At 36.9% G+C, this 16,991-nt stretch carries 14 protein-coding genes; 3 read left to right on the forward strand and 11 right to left on the reverse strand.

Annotated elements, in window-relative coordinates; all coding sequences use genetic code 11:
* Positions 1-27: 27 nt before the first annotated feature.
* The 3 genes from EHLA_RS10930 to EHLA_RS10940 form a co-directional block, all read right to left on the reverse strand.
* On the reverse strand, positions 28-546 hold the full coding sequence (locus EHLA_RS10930; RefSeq protein ID WP_242970721.1) for a cob(I)yrinic acid a,c-diamide adenosyltransferase: 519 nt from the start codon (positions 544-546) through the stop codon (positions 28-30).
* A gap of 72 nt (positions 547-618) precedes the next feature.
* Complete coding sequence (gene hisS / locus EHLA_RS10935; protein WP_096240846.1) at positions 619-1,857, reverse strand: histidine--tRNA ligase; 1,239 nt, start codon at positions 1,855-1,857, stop codon at positions 619-621.
* A 94-nt stretch (positions 1,858-1,951) separates the two neighbouring features.
* A complete protein-coding gene (locus tag EHLA_RS10940; protein WP_021907798.1) occupies positions 1,952-2,623 on the reverse strand; it encodes a single-stranded DNA-binding protein in 672 nt (223 codons plus the stop codon).
* A 388-nt stretch (positions 2,624-3,011) separates the two neighbouring features.
* Here EHLA_RS10940 and typA point away from each other — a divergent pair, with 388 nt between their 5' ends.
* On the forward strand, positions 3,012-4,847 hold the full coding sequence (typA, locus tag EHLA_RS10945; RefSeq protein WP_021907797.1) for a translational GTPase TypA: 1,836 nt from the start codon (positions 3,012-3,014) through the stop codon (positions 4,845-4,847).
* 80 nt (positions 4,848-4,927) lie between these two features.
* On the opposite strand, the gene EHLA_RS10950 is transcribed toward typA, so the two are convergent.
* Both EHLA_RS10950 and EHLA_RS10955 read right to left on the reverse strand, forming a co-directional pair.
* The gene (locus EHLA_RS10950) at positions 4,928-5,575 is read right to left on the reverse strand and encodes a YigZ family protein (protein ID WP_173854293.1); all 648 of its coding nucleotides are present in this window, start codon (positions 5,573-5,575) and stop codon (positions 4,928-4,930) included.
* A gap of 132 nt (positions 5,576-5,707) precedes the next feature.
* Entirely contained in the window at positions 5,708-6,037 is a 330-nt protein-coding gene (locus EHLA_RS10955; protein ID WP_096240847.1) for a DUF6514 family protein, read from the reverse strand.
* Positions 6,038-6,441: 404 nt separating this feature from the next.
* Here EHLA_RS10955 and EHLA_RS16285 point away from each other — a divergent pair, with 404 nt between their 5' ends.
* Positions 6,442-6,603, forward strand: coding sequence for a hypothetical protein (locus EHLA_RS16285; RefSeq protein ID WP_157908590.1), 162 nt, complete (start codon positions 6,442-6,444; stop codon positions 6,601-6,603).
* An 833-nt stretch (positions 6,604-7,436) separates the two neighbouring features.
* Here EHLA_RS16285 and EHLA_RS10960 read toward each other — a convergent pair.
* The 6 genes from EHLA_RS10960 to EHLA_RS10990 all read right to left on the reverse strand — a co-directional run bounded on the left by EHLA_RS10960 (position 7,437) and on the right by EHLA_RS10990 (position 15,152).
* Entirely contained in the window at positions 7,437-8,171 is a 735-nt protein-coding gene (locus EHLA_RS10960; RefSeq protein WP_096240848.1) for a DUF975 family protein, read from the reverse strand.
* Between the two features lie 96 nt (positions 8,172-8,267).
* The gene (locus EHLA_RS10965) at positions 8,268-9,221 is read right to left on the reverse strand and encodes an L-lactate dehydrogenase (RefSeq protein WP_096240849.1); all 954 of its coding nucleotides are present in this window, start codon (positions 9,219-9,221) and stop codon (positions 8,268-8,270) included.
* 303 nt (positions 9,222-9,524) lie between these two features.
* Positions 9,525-10,142, reverse strand: coding sequence for a metallophosphoesterase family protein (locus EHLA_RS10970; RefSeq protein WP_096240850.1), 618 nt, complete (start codon positions 10,140-10,142; stop codon positions 9,525-9,527).
* The gene (locus EHLA_RS10975) at positions 10,139-12,034 is read right to left on the reverse strand and encodes a BMP family ABC transporter substrate-binding protein (RefSeq protein WP_096240851.1); all 1,896 of its coding nucleotides are present in this window, start codon (positions 12,032-12,034) and stop codon (positions 10,139-10,141) included. The genes EHLA_RS10970 and EHLA_RS10975 overlap by 4 nt, the downstream gene beginning before the upstream one ends.
* Before the next feature lie 324 nt (positions 12,035-12,358).
* Positions 12,359-13,855, reverse strand: coding sequence for a UDP-glucose--hexose-1-phosphate uridylyltransferase (gene galT, locus EHLA_RS10985; protein ID WP_096240853.1), 1,497 nt, complete (start codon positions 13,853-13,855; stop codon positions 12,359-12,361).
* A gap of 22 nt (positions 13,856-13,877) precedes the next feature.
* On the reverse strand, positions 13,878-15,152 hold the full coding sequence (locus tag EHLA_RS10990; RefSeq protein ID WP_096240854.1) for a galactokinase: 1,275 nt from the start codon (positions 15,150-15,152) through the stop codon (positions 13,878-13,880).
* Positions 15,153-15,543: 391 nt separating this feature from the next.
* On the opposite strand from EHLA_RS10990, the gene EHLA_RS10995 reads away from it, so the two are divergent.
* On the forward strand, positions 15,544-16,548 hold the full coding sequence (locus EHLA_RS10995) for a LacI family DNA-binding transcriptional regulator (protein WP_096240855.1): 1,005 nt from the start codon (positions 15,544-15,546) through the stop codon (positions 16,546-16,548).
* Positions 16,549-16,991: the final 443 nt, after the last annotated feature.

Below are 16,991 nucleotides of genomic sequence, written 5' to 3' on the forward strand. Positions count from 1 at the left end.
CTTTCTTTATCTAAATCTAAGAATACATCAGGAAATCCCCTGTGCTAATATCTCTGGGGTTTTTTCCTTTTCTCTTTGGATTGAATAGACACAGTCTGCAATCTCCCTTACTTCTTCAGGGAGATTTCTTCCCGTAAGTATCAGATCCATGGAATCTTTTTTAACTGCAATCAAATCCATCAATTCTTCGATGGTAATGATATTATAATCAACTAATCCAAAAATCTCATCAAGAATCAGCAGATCACACTGTCCTGTATCAAGAACCTTTCTGCTATATCCAAGAGCATTCTTAATGTTGAGCATCTGCTCCTGCTTTTCCTTCGGGCTCAAATCAGAATACCCGCATGCCGCCTTTTCAAAGCGAAAAATCTGCAATTCTGGCTCTAACTTTTTTAAGAAATCCAGCGTATCGGAATGTTTTTTCTTGAGAAACTGCACCATAATAACTTGCTTCCCTACACCGGCCGCACGAATGCCAAGCCCTAAAGCTGCTGTAGTTTTTCCTCTTCCATTGCCATAATAAACCTGTATACTTCCGTCCATTTTCTGACCTTTCATCCTGATTATATTTATTGATGTTTGCAACATCATACCATAAATCATTACAAAAATCTACTATTCTCCAAACATTCTTACTTCTTCATCTCTTCCAAATACCTGGAAACCATCAAATCCCTGTTCTTCTAATTTATTAAGGAACTTACCAAGTTTCTTTGGTTTAATATATAAAGCAGTTTTATAAGTTTTACGGAGATCTTCTGCATAACGAATAGCATCAGCGATCTGATCTTCTTCATAAATCAAGACAACTTTTTTCTGTTTTTCTGTTTTGTATGCTTCTTTTTCCATCAGGATACTATAAATTCTTTCGAAACCAATAGAAAATCCAACTGCCGGAATCTGTTCTTTTAAGAACTTTCCGATCAGATTATCATATCTTCCACCACCGGCAATAGAGCTGTTAAAATCTAAAGATTCTACTTCAAATACTGTTCCTGTATAATATCCCTGTCCTCTAACTAATGTCATATCATACTCTGCTGTATATTTTCCATCTGCAAGAGCATTAGACGTATCGATAATATGTGCTAAAGAAGCTACATATTCATTATCTTTGCAGATTTCTTTTACATAATCAAGTGTAAATGGCGCATTAGCAAGGAGTTTCATAAATTCTGCAATAACATCTTTGTCAAAACCTTTTTCAATTAATTCCGCTTCAACACCTTCTGCCTTGATTTTATTTAATTTATCAAAAGAAATGCAGACACTGTCTAACTGTTCTTCCTCAAAACCTACAGATAAAAGAATTTCTCTTAAAATTCTTCTGTCATTGATCTTTACTTTAAAATTATTAATGCCAATATTAAGAAGCGCTTTTGCTGTTGTATGAATTAATTCAATCTCGCATGTAGCAGAATCAGAACCAAGGATATCAATATCACACTGAATAAATTCTCTTAAACGTCCTTTCTGTGGACGCTCTGCACGATACACCCGGTCCATCTGAATTACTTTAAATGGATGTGGCAATGATGCACGATTATTAGCATAATAACGGCTCAGAGGTAATGTAAGGTCATAACGAAGTCCCATATCCGCAATATTGTCTGGATTCTGACTTGCGATTGCCTTCTTTAACTTTTCTCCTCTCTTCATTATTTTGAAAATTAAATTCAGGTTATCTCCTCCCTCACTCTTATCAAGATTCTCGATATCCTCAATAATTGGAGTAGCAATTCTCTGGAATCCGGCCTGTTCGTATGTTTCACAAATCTTCTTTTGTAAATAATTTCTCAATTCTGCCTGTGCTGGCAAATAATCATTCGTACCTTTTACTGGTGTTATCTTCATTTTTGTTTTCCTTTCTGTCTTTTATTCTTACTTATTTTTTATATTATTATATGATAAATCAAAGGACCGCTCAAATTGAACAGTCCCTTATAATTTAACCTATATTTCCCGAATCTGCAACCTTCCTTTCAAGGTTTATTCCATCATCTATATATTCCATCTTATTTACAGAGATTTCATAAGCCACTCTACTGACTACGTTATTTTCTCCAACTCTCTTTTGATACTCCCTGCTCTGAATACGACCCCACAACTGAATCCTGCTTCCTACAGAAAGATTACCGGCATACCTTGCATTCCTTCCCCAGCATATACATGGTATATAATCTGACTTACCATAAGCTCTGTTTACCGCTAATAATACATCAGCAATTTCTCTGCCAAGAGGTGTTGTTCTATACACCGGCTCTTTACAGATATACCCATCAAGGAAAATCATATTAGGCTTTCGATTTTCCATACTGTCTATAAATTCAAGTTCTCTTACAAATAAAGATAAAACAAGATGGTTTTTATTATTTTCATGTTTATTATACGAACGGAACTGTCCATGTGCCTCCAAATACTGCCCTATATGAGAATGTGTCACATCAATTAATCTTTCTGATACCAATAATGGAATCGTATCACTTGAATGACTTAGTCTGTTTACTCTCAACTTAACAAAATAGAATCCCTCACCAAAAACTTCATGGCTGAATTCAAAATCAGAGATAATTTCTCCGGCAACAACTGCCTGGTTATTTTTTAAAATTTTTTCTGTCATGTTTACTCCTCCCTGTATGTAGCGCAGATTCTGTATATGTTGTTTAGTTTATATATATACAAAAATTATAAAAATATTCCTTTTTCTTTCTATATGATATCCTATGCATGATGTCCTATACGTCCTCAAAATACTCTCAAGATAAATTTTTCGGAGTCTTTTTCTCTACTTTATATAACCACAAATCTTTCTGCAATAGATTGATATAGTTATATAGTAAAATTATTCTTTCTAGTTTATTTTCCTATTTATTTCGTATTTTTTATTGTGTCTTTACTCTGTTTGTGCTAGAATAACTTAGTTTGAACGTTAAAATACGGTTATAAATTGGTTCATTCCTCAAGTGATGAGCAATTTATACTTTACACTTTTAGAAAGAAGGCAATTTATGAAAATCTCAAGAGAAGATGTCCGTAACGTGGCTATTATCGCCCACGTTGACCATGGAAAAACCACTCTCGTCGATGAACTATTAAAACAAAGTGGTACTTTTCGTGCCAATCAGGAAGTTGGCGAACGTGTTATGGATTCTAACGATATTGAAAAAGAACGTGGAATCACTATTTTATCTAAAAATACAGCCATTCACTATGAAGGAGTAAAAATCAATATCATTGATACTCCCGGACACGCTGACTTCGGCGGAGAAGTAGAACGTGTACTGAAAATGGTTGATGGTGTAATTCTTGTTGTAGATGCATTCGAAGGTCCTATGCCACAGACTAAGTTTGTAACAAAAAAGGCTCTTGAATTAAATCTTCCATTTATCGTGTGTATTAATAAGATTGACCGTCCGGAGGCGCGTCCGGAAGATGTCATGGATGAAGTACTAGAACTTCTTTTAGAACTAGACGCCGATGATGAGCAGTTAGACAGTCCTTTTGTTTATGCTTCTGCAAAATCTGGTATTGCGATGCTTGAATTAAGTGAAAATGGTACAGATATGAAACCATTATTCGAAACTATCATCAAGCACATTCCTGCACCTACAGGTGACCCTGATGCAGATACACAGATTCTTATCAGCACAATCGACTATAATGAATATGTTGGACGAATTGGTATTGGTAAAGTTGAGAATGGTTCTATCCGCGTAAATCAGGATGCACTTCTTGTGAACCACCATGATCCATCCGTAAATAAAAAGGTAAAAATCAGCAAATTATATGAATTCGATGGTCTTAATAAAGTAGAAGTAAATGATGCTACGGTCGGTTCCATCGTTGCTATCTCTGGTATTGCAGACATCCATATCGGTGATACCATATGTTCTCCAGACCATCCGGAAGCAATACCATTCCAGAAAATCTCTGAACCTACGATTGCTATGCAATTCCTTGTTAATGACAGTCCTCTTGCAGGACAGGAAGGTAAATTTGTAACTTCCCGTCATATTCGTGATAGACTGTTACGCGAACTGAATACAGATGTCAGCCTTCGTGTAGAAGAAATGGACAACACAGATTCTTTCAAAGTATCTGGTCGTGGTGAGCTTCACCTTTCTGTTCTTATTGAGAACATGCGTCGTGAAGGTTATGAGTTTGCAGTAAGTAAAGCAGAAGTTCTTTATCATACTGATGAAAACGGTAAAAAATTAGAACCTATGGAAACTGCTGTTATCGATGTTCCAGAAGAATTTTCCGGTGTAGTTATCGAAAAGTTAAGCCAACGTAAAGGTGAACTTCGTAATATGTCCATGTCCGGAAGCGGTTCAACTCGTCTGGAGTTCTCCATTCCTGCCAGAGGCTTGATTGGATACCGCGGTGACTTTATGACTGACACGAAAGGAACCGGTATCATCAATACTTTATTTGAAGGATACGGTCCATATAAAGGAGATATCCAGTATAGAAAACAAGGCTCCTTAATTGCTTATGAATCTGGTGAAACCGTTACTTATGGTCTTTTCAGTGCACAAGAACGTGGTACATTATTTGTAGGTGCCGGTGAAAAAGTATATTCCGGCATGGTTATCGGTCAGAATGGAAAAACAGACGATATCGAAGTGAACGTTTGTAAAACAAAGAAACTTACGAATACTCGTGCTTCAGGTTCTGATGATGCATTAAAATTAAGCCCTCCTAGAATTTTAAGCTTAGAGCAGGCTTTAGATTTTATTGATACAGACGAATTACTTGAGATCACACCTAAGAATATTCGTATCAGAAAGAAGATTCTTGATCCTACTGCACGTTATCGTGCTAAGAGAAACGGAAAAGCATAATTCTTGAATATTTTGAAGAACCGGAAGATACATACCATATCTTCCGGTTTTCTATATTCAGATTACAAGTCAGGCTGCAATTAAAATATAATTACTTCTCCCCCAACCGTACCAAAATAGACTTCATCCCCTTCCCTCACTGTCACACGACCACTAGTTGCTTCCGTTATCTTTTTCTTTAATCTTTCTTTATCCTCTTCTGAAAAAAGAGCATGAATAATAACCTTGTCTGTATACTCTGTATACTCCGTAAGCACTTCATTTTGCGCCAGCAAATATTGAAGCTTCCCAAGGTCTGTATACTCCATAGCAAGATCTACTCTTCTTCCTGGAATCTTCTCTACGATGTCTGAATTCTCTATCCCTGCTCTTGTCGCATCGGTATATGCTCTTACAAGCCCCCCTGTTCCCAGCAAAGTTCCACCAAAATATCTTGTTACAACAACAACAATATTATGTATTCCACTGCCGGATATCACCTCAAGAATCGGCTTTCCTGCCGTTCCACCTGGTTCTCCGTCATCACTGCATCTCGTTATCACACGCTCTGTTCCCACTGAAAATGCAGAACAATTATGTCTGGCATCCCAGTACTTCTTTCTCATCTCCTCTATATAAGCCTGTGCCTCCTCCACAGTCTCTACGCTCTTAACATTCGCAATAAATCTTGACTTTTTCTCTATAATCTCTCCGCTTCCACCGCGGTAAACCGCCTTATGTTTGATCATAAGACACCTCCTCTTCTATAAATATAATCTATAATATAAGCTATACTATACTTGATTATATCATAGAAGAATCTTCCATTGGTACTTTTTCTTCTATACGGTTGTATTTATTATAAAAATCACACACAAGCACTATGCAGATTCTTTGTTATCAAGACAAAAGGCAGATTTCCAATCATCGACAATATTATCCAGACATACCGGCATAACATCCCCCTTAACAATCTTTTCAAAAAACAACATGGATTCCTTTAAAGATTCTGAAAATCCTGTTACTTCTGCCGAATCGTATCTCTCCCATACTCTCTTTTCTTCCGACCAGACAAACTGTTCTACTGTCACTCCATAATATGTTCCCTCTCCCTCATCTTTCAGAAACCCATTCGCTATAAGCTCATATTTTAACAAATACTTCTTAAAACCTCCTTCAACTTGCCTCTCGCTTTTCATGATTATTCTCATAGTTATATTTCCTTTCTTTCAGAATCCTTATGTGGCTCTGTGTTTTATGTCATCATTATACCAGAACAAGAAAATTTTGGAATGTAATTATTTGTAAGTAGCGAGTAATTTTTATATTTTATTTTTTATAATAGTATGATAAGTTCGTTTTTTTATTTTATAATTCAACAATTAATTGTCTGTACTAATTCATAAAAATCTGTTATTCTATAAGATTTTCTTTTTTTGTAATCTTTAACCAATAATTTTATTTTTTAGTAATCCGTTTTTTCCTTTTCTCCGAACGCATCTATCAATATTTTCATCAAACTAAATATGATCGAATACGCTTTTCATTTGACAAATCAACAACACCCACGTATAGTATTTTTAAATACCATTTTTTATAGGAGAAACATATTTTTATGACAATCAAAGAAGCTAGAATAAAAACCAATCGCTCCCCGGAAGAAGTTGCCAAACTTCTTGGTTTTCCATTAAAAACATGGCTTGCGTGGGAAGAAGAAGAAAAAAAGCCCCCAAAATATATTGAGAAGCTTATCTTAGAACGTTTACAAACAATGTAATACTGACTTGTAGATTTAATGTAGACGAAAAAAGAAAAAATACCATATCCCATCTGCTCTGTAGTCGCTGTATTTAAGATGCTCATTTGCATCTTAAACACGCTCCCAAGGCGCATCTGGGATATGGTATTTTTTCTTTTTTCTGTCTAATCTAAATCCACAATTGATGAGAATGGGGATTAAATACTAATTTGCTGTGGATGCAGACGCCGCTTTAGCAGAAGATATTGAGCTGAATTGTACCAAGTCTTCTAAAGAACAAAGAATGGTTATAATTGCATTTTGTTCCGTTGCGCTAAACGCTTCATTTTGCCCCAAAAAACGAAAACTTCGGAAAAACGGGGCCGAAGTTTTCAGAGTCAAATTTCCACAGCGCAAAGTCACAAAATGCAATTATAACCATTCTTTGTTCTTTATCGTAGTTTTCTTACAATTCAGCATAAAAATTTATTTCAGCGGCTGACTGTTTTTGATAACAAATTAGTGATTTCTGTTGGAAAGAGAAGGGGATTCGCCAGAAGATTATGAGAGTTACTCAGAGAAAAATTCTCCATAAGGTAAGAATAGATAAATATAATTTTTATACAATCGAGTAAGAAAGTATCCCTTTCTGGAGATGTTCATTCTAATGAAAACCATAGACTTCTGGGCAATTCCCATGCTCACCAACTATAGATTTACGATAATCAGAAAAAAGAAATAATACCATATCCCAGATGCGGCTTCGGAGCGTGTTTAAGATGCGAATAAGCATTTTAAACACAGCGACTACAGAGCAGATGGGATATGGTATTATTTCTTTTTTCGTCTATGCAAAATCTACACGCCAATATTTAATTTAATGGTTCTCTTGATATTTCATCGTAGAATGCTGTAACTGCTGCATTCTGATATGGTGTTACCCATAACATTCCAATTCCCAGGCTTAAAACTCCAAGAATATTCCATCCAATAAAGCTAAACTCCAAACAGAACAAACGCCATTTATTTCCTTTCATCATCTTCATAGAAACTTCCATGGCTTCTTCTGCAGTCATTTCCGGATTCTCTGTCAAGATAAATCCTGACATACTATAAGAGTAAGCTTTGATAATTCCCGGAATAATAAACAGCAAGCCCCATAAAAATGTGAAAATACTCATTCGAAGTCTAAGCCAGAATGCTTTTCCAAACATGGAAGCCTTTGAAAAGATCTGACTAAGCTCTGCATCTCTGCCATCAATCAAATCCAGATTATACTGAATTAATCCAAGCGAAACAAAACTTCCTATGACATACTGCACTAATCCTATCATAATTATTAAACCTGTAATGGCCATAACAGCACCAAAAATATATGTCAGTGTAGTTACCGAAAGGGAAGATAACTGTGTGCTATATGAATGATCACTACCTCCATTCCCCATTGTGTTACTTACATAGTTTGTAACTCTTGATACACTTGGACCGCCAGCCATTGCAATATCTGCACCTAATATAGATGCTACTAAGGTCGTAAGTACTGCCGAACCCCATTTACCCGAAAGGGCTCTTCTTGCCAGCTCTCTGAAATCACTCGATACTCTCATTTGTTCCTCCTATCTTATAATCATATTATGATATTATCATATGATGTCACAAATTACTACCTAGCTAACGCTGCTCCCGTAATTCTGAAACTAATATTACAGTGTTTTCAAAACTTTCTTCATCTTATCCGCTGCCTGACGGAATGCCTGAAATTCTTCCTCGGCCCATCTTTCTTCCAGACGTTTTTCCACACCATTTACGCCAATAATTGAAGGGACACTAAGACAGACATCTTCTATACCATATTCACCCTGAAACATTGTAGACACCGGCGCGATCGTAAGCCGCTGATTCAAAACGGCTTCAGCCAGATAACAGACACAGGTTGCAATCCCATAATGTGTTCTTCCCTTTCCTTTTATGATCGTTGCACCCATCTCTCTTACTTTATCACTTATTTCTTTTCGAATCTCTTCACCCCACTTAAGACCTACATTCTCGCAATATTCCTGTAATGGTACTCCCGCAATCGAAGCACGACTCCAAATCGGAATCTGTGCATCTCCATGTTCTCCTACGATTGTCGCTTTTACGACCTCGGTATTTAAATGCGTATAATCAGCAATCAAGCGTGTAAAACGAGAAGAATCCAATATGCATCCTGTTCCAAATACCATTCCATTCGGAAGTCCCATCCACTTTGTACACTGATATACGAGCACATCTACCGGGTTACTTACAATCATGATCACACCTTTTGTATAATAAGGCTTCATCTGACCTACAACATCTTTTAAAATAGCCGAATTTCCTGCAATCAAATCAAGGCGGCTCTCTCCACGCTTTCGATTTCTTCCAGCAGTAATGATAATCAGATCACAATCTTTACAGTCGGCATAAGTTCCTGCCCTTACTGAAGAGATTCCCATATCCGGAATACCATGCTGAATATCTAAGGCTTCCCCAATTGTTTTTTCCTCGTGAATATCAATTAAAACGATTTCCCTTGCAAGCTTGCGTATTGTAAGTGCATATGCAATCGATGCTCCTACAAATCCTGCTCCAATAATCGCCACCTTTCGTTCAGACACAGAAAAATTATTTAACATAACGATATACCTCCTGACAGTATTATTGTACTTCCAAAGCTCTTCTGTACTTATTTTTATGAGAAAAGCTTTGTCACCTGTCTTCTAATTGTCAATCTCTCTCAAGATACTCTATTTTTCTTCTATTTGCAAGAGAATTTTATCTCAGTCGAGAAGACTCCCACCTCTTTCCGGTGGTGAGTGACAGCAAATTTGTCTCAGTGCGAGTCTAATCTCCGACTGAGATAAACGCTCCGCGAGGATGCGCAGTGATCCTGTCTTTTAACTTCAAGAATGCCCCTGTGTAATTGAGCAGAGAGGCATCTAAAGCATCTTTATTTCTTTTCCTGTTTCATATTCAAATTTATGGAACTGATATCCGTTAATAATTTCTGTCTCGCCATATTGCTGTCTGCGGGTATGTCCCCCACCATAATTTAAATGAATATGTCCATGTATATAATACTTCGGATGGTATATGTCTAACAATTTCACAAAACATTCAAATCCCATATGTGCCCAGTCATTGGCATCATCTACGCCATAAGCTGCTGCATGGGTAAGTAGAATGTCGAATCCTTTCTTTCGCCAAAGTGAAAACCACATTTTAAAAATACGATTTCGCATCTTTCTTTCTGTGTATTGGTTGATTCCCGGGCTGTAACGATAAGAACCACCAAGTCCCATAATTCGGATACCTTTATATTCATAGATTTTATCTTCTATGCAGATGCACCCCTCGGGCGGGGTTTTCTCGTACCGGTCATCATGATTGCCATGTACATAAAGTACTGGCCCTTTACAAAAGGTTGCCAGAAACGAAAGATATTTCGGATTTAAGTCTCCACAGGATAAAATCAAATCAACATCCTTCAATTTTTCCGGGCGAAAATAGTCCCATAAAGATGGCGTTTCTTCGTCTGCAATTACAAGGATATTCATTCTTTTTCTCCCTTCACTCCCTGAAGCTCTACGATTGGTTTTGCCTGTTCTTTTAATTCATACTTTTCAGGAATCTCTCCTACAATATTGGAGAACAGCCAATCCATTGTGATAATTTCTTCATTACTTAATATTGTGTCCTTTTTGCCGTATTCTTTGCCATTTTTATCATAGAATACGCCCTCAAACGGATGAAAACTTCCTTCTATGATAAGATTCTGAAAAGTATTTACAAGGCGCTTTGTTCCATAAGGCATCTGCGAGGAACAAATGAGACTTTCCACTCCAGCAGAAAGCCCCCACCAGTAATTCCTTGAAACGGTCTCTTTATCTGATACCCTCTTCCATGTACCGTCTAGCATCTGTTGTATGATTTTCTCGTAGAAAATACCCCAATCAAGAACACTAGTTGCTATATTTAAAATCTCACCGTTCTTATTAGAATAAAGACCAAAACGCCGATTGTATCCGTCAGCAGAAATCATATCTTTTGCGGAAACAACTGCAAGCTGCTCTGTATATGCTGTTGTTTTATCCTCTTTTCCTGAAGTCCAGTTCAGATAAATCTTAATGTTTGGATTAACCATCGCAACGCCGATGGCAAACGCATTGATATTGGCGATACTTCCATAAATCGGGTAGTCTGCCTCGTAACCGATATTTTCTCCTTTTGCCATCGAACCGGCAATCAGTCCGGTTAAGAACTTTACCTCATACATTCTCGCATAATAAGTGGGTATCGATTTCCAAGCATAATTTAGCGAACAGTTAAAAATCTGTACTTCTGGATATTTTAAGGCTGCTTTTAAACTGTCTGGCATTAAGAGCGGCGTTGTCGTGAATATAACCTGATTTCCATCGGACACCGCCCGTTCCACATCTCCGATATAAGATCTTGTTTCTACTTTTTCTGGAAAGACTTCTTCAAGATGCAGCCTGCCAAGTTCATGTGCATATAACCAGCTTGATGTATCTGGCTTCTTATCATAAACAAAGGCGATGGATAGTTTCTGTGTGGAGTTTAACAGCTTATTCCAAAATGCCGGCTTCTTATCTTCTGGCTCTAATAATCGCTTTACCGGCGCTGCCTCTTTTACTGAAACAAACTCCTTCCACATTTTAAGAATTTCTTCTCGAAGCTTTGAAGCTGGCTTACTGACTGCTTCTTCATAAGAAAAAATACCCAGATAAATCAAAAAGGCATCTCCTGCTGACAATACCTCTCCTTCATTTCTTGCAGCTGCATTCGCATGATATATGGAAGAAAAATGATAAAAAAGGCTTCCTAACTTCTTCCGTTCCTCATCACTGCAGGCTTCGTTCCGTTCTTTTCCCATAAGTTCCAGTAGTTTTGCATAATTTCCCGGCTGTTTACAGTCAATATCATATATTTTTGTACTACGATAAAATTCCATAAATTCATAATAAAGCTTTACAGACGGGTCATCTGTTTTTTCTGGTATGACACGAATGACTTTTGCCATAATACGCGAGGCATCAAGGTACTTCATAACACTAACTCTTTTATTTCCTTCCTGCACATAAAACTGATGCATGAATTCATAAACTAAAATCGGGTCACGAATCCCTTCTTCCATCTGCGCCTCATACAGTGTAATCCACTTTCTTGCAAATTCACTGCTCTCCGGAAGAATCGGAAGAAAACCTTTACTGAATGCATTCTGCCTGCCGACAGTTCTCGTTCCGGTCACAAGCGAAAGGGGTATTTCCATTTCTCCAAGTACTTCCTCACCTGCTGTTTTTACATACGCAGATACTTCATCTAACACCGGTGGATATAAAGACCAGCCTTTTGATGCACAGGTACGATACTGTTTCATTGCTGCTTTTCTTGCTTTTTTATATTCCTCTTTATACTCTTCTGTCATCATGGATATTCAAACACTCCCCATTTATTTTTATAACTTCATTTATTTTTATAACTTCTTTATACCACAATGCAGCGTCTTTTGGAATCCTTTCCTGCTTTTTAAAGCTGTTCAGGATTATATAAAAAAATATACTATAGCAGCTGCGAGTTCCATTCCAATGAAAAATGCTATGAAACATTCTCCATTCTGAAACTACTGTCACAGATACTATAGTATATTTTTTATTTCTCGTTCTTTTCTTTTTTCATTCAAGTCGAGCAGTCACTCACCACCTGAAAGAGGTGGGAGTCTTCTCGACTGAGATAAATCAAGACTACATCAAGATTAGAGTGTATTCACAAAACGCATAAATGCTTTTCTTCCTTCTTCAGTACATTTATATACACCTGCGTCTTCTAATACTTTTACGAAAACTTCTCCAACTTCTTTTTCAAGAATATTCCATACATTCTCTTGTGTGATTTCCGTATACTTTGGTAGGAATCCTTCCACCCAAGCTGCATGTTTCTTCAATTCTTCTACAGAAGCAATATCTTTTTTGTTCACAAGACATTCTGCCAGACTTTCCATTTCTTTTTTAAGACGTGATGGAAGGACAGCCAACCCCATAACCTCAATAAGACCAATATTTTCTTTCTTAATATGATGATATTCTGCTCTTGGGTGATATACACCAAGTGGTCTTTCTTCTGTTGTGATATTATTTCTTAATGTGAGATCAAGCTCGTATTCTTCTCCTCTTCTTCTTGCGATCGGCGTAATCGTATTATGTGGCTCTCCATTGGTCTGTTCAAAGATAAATGCTTCCGGATCGCTGTAATTACGCCATTTCTTAAGAATATGATCTGCAAGTTCAATAAGACGTCCCGAATCTTTGTGTCGAATTCGTATTACAGATAATGGCCAGTGTACGATACCTGCTGTTACATCTTCATATCCTGGAATTGTAAATTCCTGCTCCATTTCTGCACGTTCCATCGCAAAAGTATAATGTCCTCCCTGGAAATGATCGTGGGTAAGGATAGATCCTCCAACGATTGGCAGATCTGCATTAGAACCTACAAAATAATGCGGAAACTGACGAATAAAATCAAATAACTTAGCAAATGTATCTCTATTTATTTGCATTGGCGTATGCTCACCATTTAAAACGATACAGTGCTCATTATAGTATACATACGGAGAATACTGGAATCCCCATCTGCTTCCATGAATAGTAATTGGAATAATACGGTGATTCTGTCTTGCCGGGTGATTCATCCTTCCTGCATATCCTTCATTCTCTATGCAAAGCTGGCACTTTGGATACGCACTCTGTTTTGCGTTCTTTGCTGCTGCAATCGCCTTAGGATCTTTTTCCGGTTTTGAAAGATTAATCGTAATATCAATAACACCATACGGACTATCCACCGTCCACTTTTTGTCTTTCTGAATACGGTCTTTTCTTATATAGTTGCTGTTTTCACTGAGTTCATAAAAATAATCTGTAGCATACTTCGGACCTTTTTCATAATAAGTATTAAATGTCTTCTGTACAGCACTTGGCCGCGGTGTCATAATTCCCATCAGCTTTGTATCGAATAAATCTCTTGTTACGATATCATCACTTTGAATGATACCTTTTTCAAATGCCTCATCTGTCAGGGCATTTAAAATATTCACAAGAACAATCTTCTCACCATCAATATCCGGATCATCATATTCATCTAAACCAAATAAATCCAGATACTGATTTATCATAAAGATCTCGTCTTCCGGCTGAATTAATCTTGCACCAATACCATAGGCAACAAGCTTTTTAATATTCTTTGTTAATCCCACTTTTCATTCCTCCTGGAAAATTCTATAAAACTTTCATTCCACCGTATTTTCTGATTTTTAATACATGGCAGGCATCCTCACCAAAAATATCTTCCATATTTTTCTTATAAATATCAACAATATCATTTGGAACAAATGCCTGGATCGTTCCGGCAAATCCTCCACCATGAACACGACTTACTCCCTTTCCTTTTAAGATTACATCACTTAATGCTAATCCAACAGCCATCTCCTGTCTGGAAAGATTTTTCACAGAATATACATTCTGAAGATATTTAAATGAAGAATCTCCGGAAGATTTAATTAACTTCTTGAATTCCTCAAAATTCTCTTCTTCTAATGCATTTACCTGGTCAATAACACGATCTGTTTCCTCAAACCAGTGCATTGCACGAAGTACGGCTCTATCTCCTGCAACCTTTCTTATTTCAGGAATATTAGTATAGAATTCATTCTTATCAACCTGTTTTAATATTTCTTTTCCAAAATATGCTGCTACTCTTTTCATCTCTTCCGGGATTGCTGCATACTCATCTGTTAAATCTGCATGAGATCCTTTTGTATCAACAATACATAAACTATGATTAAAATCTTCAAAATTTACATTTACCTTTTTAATTACAGGATTCTTCACATCAGCAAAATCAATAAAAATAAGATTTCCAACGGAAGATGCCATCTGATCCATCAAACCACATGGTTTACCAAAGAAAACATTTTCCGCATACTGTCCTGCCTGAGCGATTAATACTGGAGAAATGTTTCCCTCATTATAAAGGCCGGATAAAATATTACCTATCAGCACCTCAAATGCGGCAGAGGAAGACATTCCTGCTCCATTTAAAACATCACTTGTCACATATGCTTCAAATCCACCAATTTCATATCCTTCTTCTTTTAATCTTGCAGCAACACCACGAATCAGACCAGCGGATGTTCCTTCTTCTTCTTTTGTTGGGAGAAGATCTGCTAAAGAAACATTGATCATTGGATATCCTTCTGATTTTAAAACAATACCACTTTCTTTTTTTGCTACAATTGCGATCGCATCTAAATTAATAGATGCAGCGAGAACTCTTCCACACTGGTGATCTGTATGATTTCCTCCGATCTCACTTCTTCCCGGTGCACTGTAGATTTCTACGTCTTTTACTCCAAACAGTTCTTCAAAACTTTCAATTGCCTTAACATAGCGTCCTTTCTGATATTCTAAGACACTTTCATCAATATAAATATCTTTCAATAATTCTGCATATTTTCCGCTCTGAAACCCTGCTTTTAATTCTGTTGTTTTCATAATTACCTTAAACTCCTTTTCTTAAAATCCGACCCTTCTTCATTCCTGATTCCTACGGTTACTATACTCACTATACCTTGCAATACACACATGTCCGTCTGTTCTTTCCAGTCGTTATTCTCGTGTTATTTATATAGTAAAGTATTTTAGTAAATTTATCAAGAGAAATCTTTACTAAATATTTTACTATATTTTTAGTAATTTTTTCTTCACCTGTTCCATAAAATTTGATATACTGTAACTACTCATAAAAATCAAATCGAATGCACCTAAGACTTCGCATGATTCTGATCAATATAACCTGGTATATTTGTTTCAAAATCACAATCGTTTTATTTGCATTTACTTTAATACTTAATATAATAAACACACGAAAAGGAGTGCTATTCTTATGGCAACACTGAAAGATATTGCAAAAAAAGCCGGCGTATCTTCTGCTACCGTATCTCGTATTCTGAATCAGGATGAAACCTTGAGTGTCACTACCAAGACAAGAGAACGCGTACTAGAAATCGCCCAGGAATTAAATTATAAAAAAAAGACTGCACCTTCTTCAAAAACAGTAATCGGCATCTTCCAATGGGTTACTTTATTTCAAGAACTAGAAGATCCTTATTATCAGGCAATACGAAGTGGCATTGAACGATACTGTATGACAGAGAATCTCGAAATTCGACGTGCTTTTCAAAGTGATCCCGATTATATCAATACTCTCCACGATGTTCAGGGACTTATCTGTATCGGTAAGTTTAATGCTGAACAGATTCAACTTTTTGAATCTATCACTCCAAACGTTATTTTTGTAGATATGCAGACCTCAAAAATCAATTGTAATACGATATCTCTCGATTTTGAGCAGGCCGTTATTGATGCCCTTGATTATCTTTCCGATCTTGGACATACTTCCATCGCTTATCTTGGCGGAAAAGAATATTTAAACGATGATACCGTCTATTTTGAGCAAAGAAAAGATACTTTTATCCGCTATTGCAAAGAACATCATATTACTTATGAACCTTACTTAAAAGAAACTGAATTTTCTGCTGATGCAGGATACCAGATGATGATGGAGCTTATTGATGCAGGAACTCTTCCCAGCGCTGTCTTTGCTGCCAGCGATCCCATTGCCATTGGCGCAATGCGTGCACTTTATCAAAAAGGATATCGTATTCCAGAAGATATCTCCGTCATAGGATTTGACGATATTAATGTAGCAAAGTTCTCCAACCCACCATTGACGACGATCTATGCTCCTGCGGATTTTATGGGGCAATTTGCTGCCCACTATATCCAGCTTCTCGCAGAAAGCAATACCAAATTAGCTTACAATATGCCTGTAAGAATGACCCTTCCATGCAGACTCACTATACGAGATACCTGTGGGCCAGCTTTGTAGATTTCGTATAGACGAAAAAAGAAATACTGCCCTATCCCATCTGCTCTGTAGTCGCTGTGTTTAAAATGCTCGCTCGCATCTTAAACACGCTCCAAAGCCGCATCTGGGATAGGGCAGTATTTCTTTTTTCTGACTATTCCAAATCCACAGTTGATGAAGATGGGGGGATTAAATACTAATTTGCTGAGGACACAGACACCGCTTTAATAGAAGATATTGAGCTGAATTGTAAGAAGTCTTCTAAAAAATAAAGAATTGTTATAAGTTTGATTTTGTTCCGTTGCGCTAAACGTTTCATTTTGCCTCAAAAAACGAAAACTTCGGAAAAATGAGTCCGAAGTTTTCAAAGTCAAAATTCCACAGCGCAAAGTCACAAAATACAATACTTATAACAATTCTTTGTTCTTTACCATAGTTTTCTTACAATTCAGCAGGAAATTTTA

Source organism: Anaerobutyricum hallii (genome assembly GCF_900209925.1).
GTDB classification, from domain to species: domain Bacteria; phylum Bacillota; class Clostridia; order Lachnospirales; family Lachnospiraceae; genus Anaerobutyricum; species Anaerobutyricum soehngenii.

Excerpts from the sequence above, each read along its gene's own strand:
- EHLA_RS10930 (WP_242970721.1), bottom strand. The coding sequence starts at position 546 with ATGGACGGAAGTATACAGGTTTATTATGGCAATGGAAGAGGAAAAACT.
- hisS (WP_096240846.1), bottom strand. The coding sequence starts at position 1,857 with ATGAAGATAACACCAGTAAAAGGTACGAATGATTATTTGCCAGCACAG.
- EHLA_RS10940 (WP_021907798.1), bottom strand. The coding sequence starts at position 2,623 with ATGACAGAAAAAATTTTAAAAAATAACCAGGCAGTTGTTGCCGGAGAA.
- typA (WP_021907797.1), top strand. The coding sequence starts at position 3,012 with ATGAAAATCTCAAGAGAAGATGTCCGTAACGTGGCTATTATCGCCCAC.
- EHLA_RS10950 (WP_173854293.1), bottom strand. The coding sequence starts at position 5,575 with ATGATCAAACATAAGGCGGTTTACCGCGGTGGAAGCGGAGAGATTATA.
- EHLA_RS10955 (WP_096240847.1), bottom strand. The coding sequence starts at position 6,037 with ATGAGAATAATCATGAAAAGCGAGAGGCAAGTTGAAGGAGGTTTTAAG.
- EHLA_RS16285 (WP_157908590.1), top strand. The coding sequence starts at position 6,442 with ATGACAATCAAAGAAGCTAGAATAAAAACCAATCGCTCCCCGGAAGAA.
- EHLA_RS10960 (WP_096240848.1), bottom strand. The coding sequence starts at position 8,171 with ATGAGAGTATCGAGTGATTTCAGAGAGCTGGCAAGAAGAGCCCTTTCG.
- EHLA_RS10965 (WP_096240849.1), bottom strand. The coding sequence starts at position 9,221 with ATGTTAAATAATTTTTCTGTGTCTGAACGAAAGGTGGCGATTATTGGA.
- EHLA_RS10970 (WP_096240850.1), bottom strand. The coding sequence starts at position 10,142 with ATGAATATCCTTGTAATTGCAGACGAAGAAACGCCATCTTTATGGGAC.
- EHLA_RS10975 (WP_096240851.1), bottom strand. The coding sequence starts at position 12,034 with ATGATGACAGAAGAGTATAAAGAGGAATATAAAAAAGCAAGAAAAGCA.
- EHLA_RS10990 (WP_096240854.1), bottom strand. The coding sequence starts at position 15,152 with ATGAAAACAACAGAATTAAAAGCAGGGTTTCAGAGCGGAAAATATGCA.
- EHLA_RS10995 (WP_096240855.1), top strand. The coding sequence starts at position 15,544 with ATGGCAACACTGAAAGATATTGCAAAAAAAGCCGGCGTATCTTCTGCT.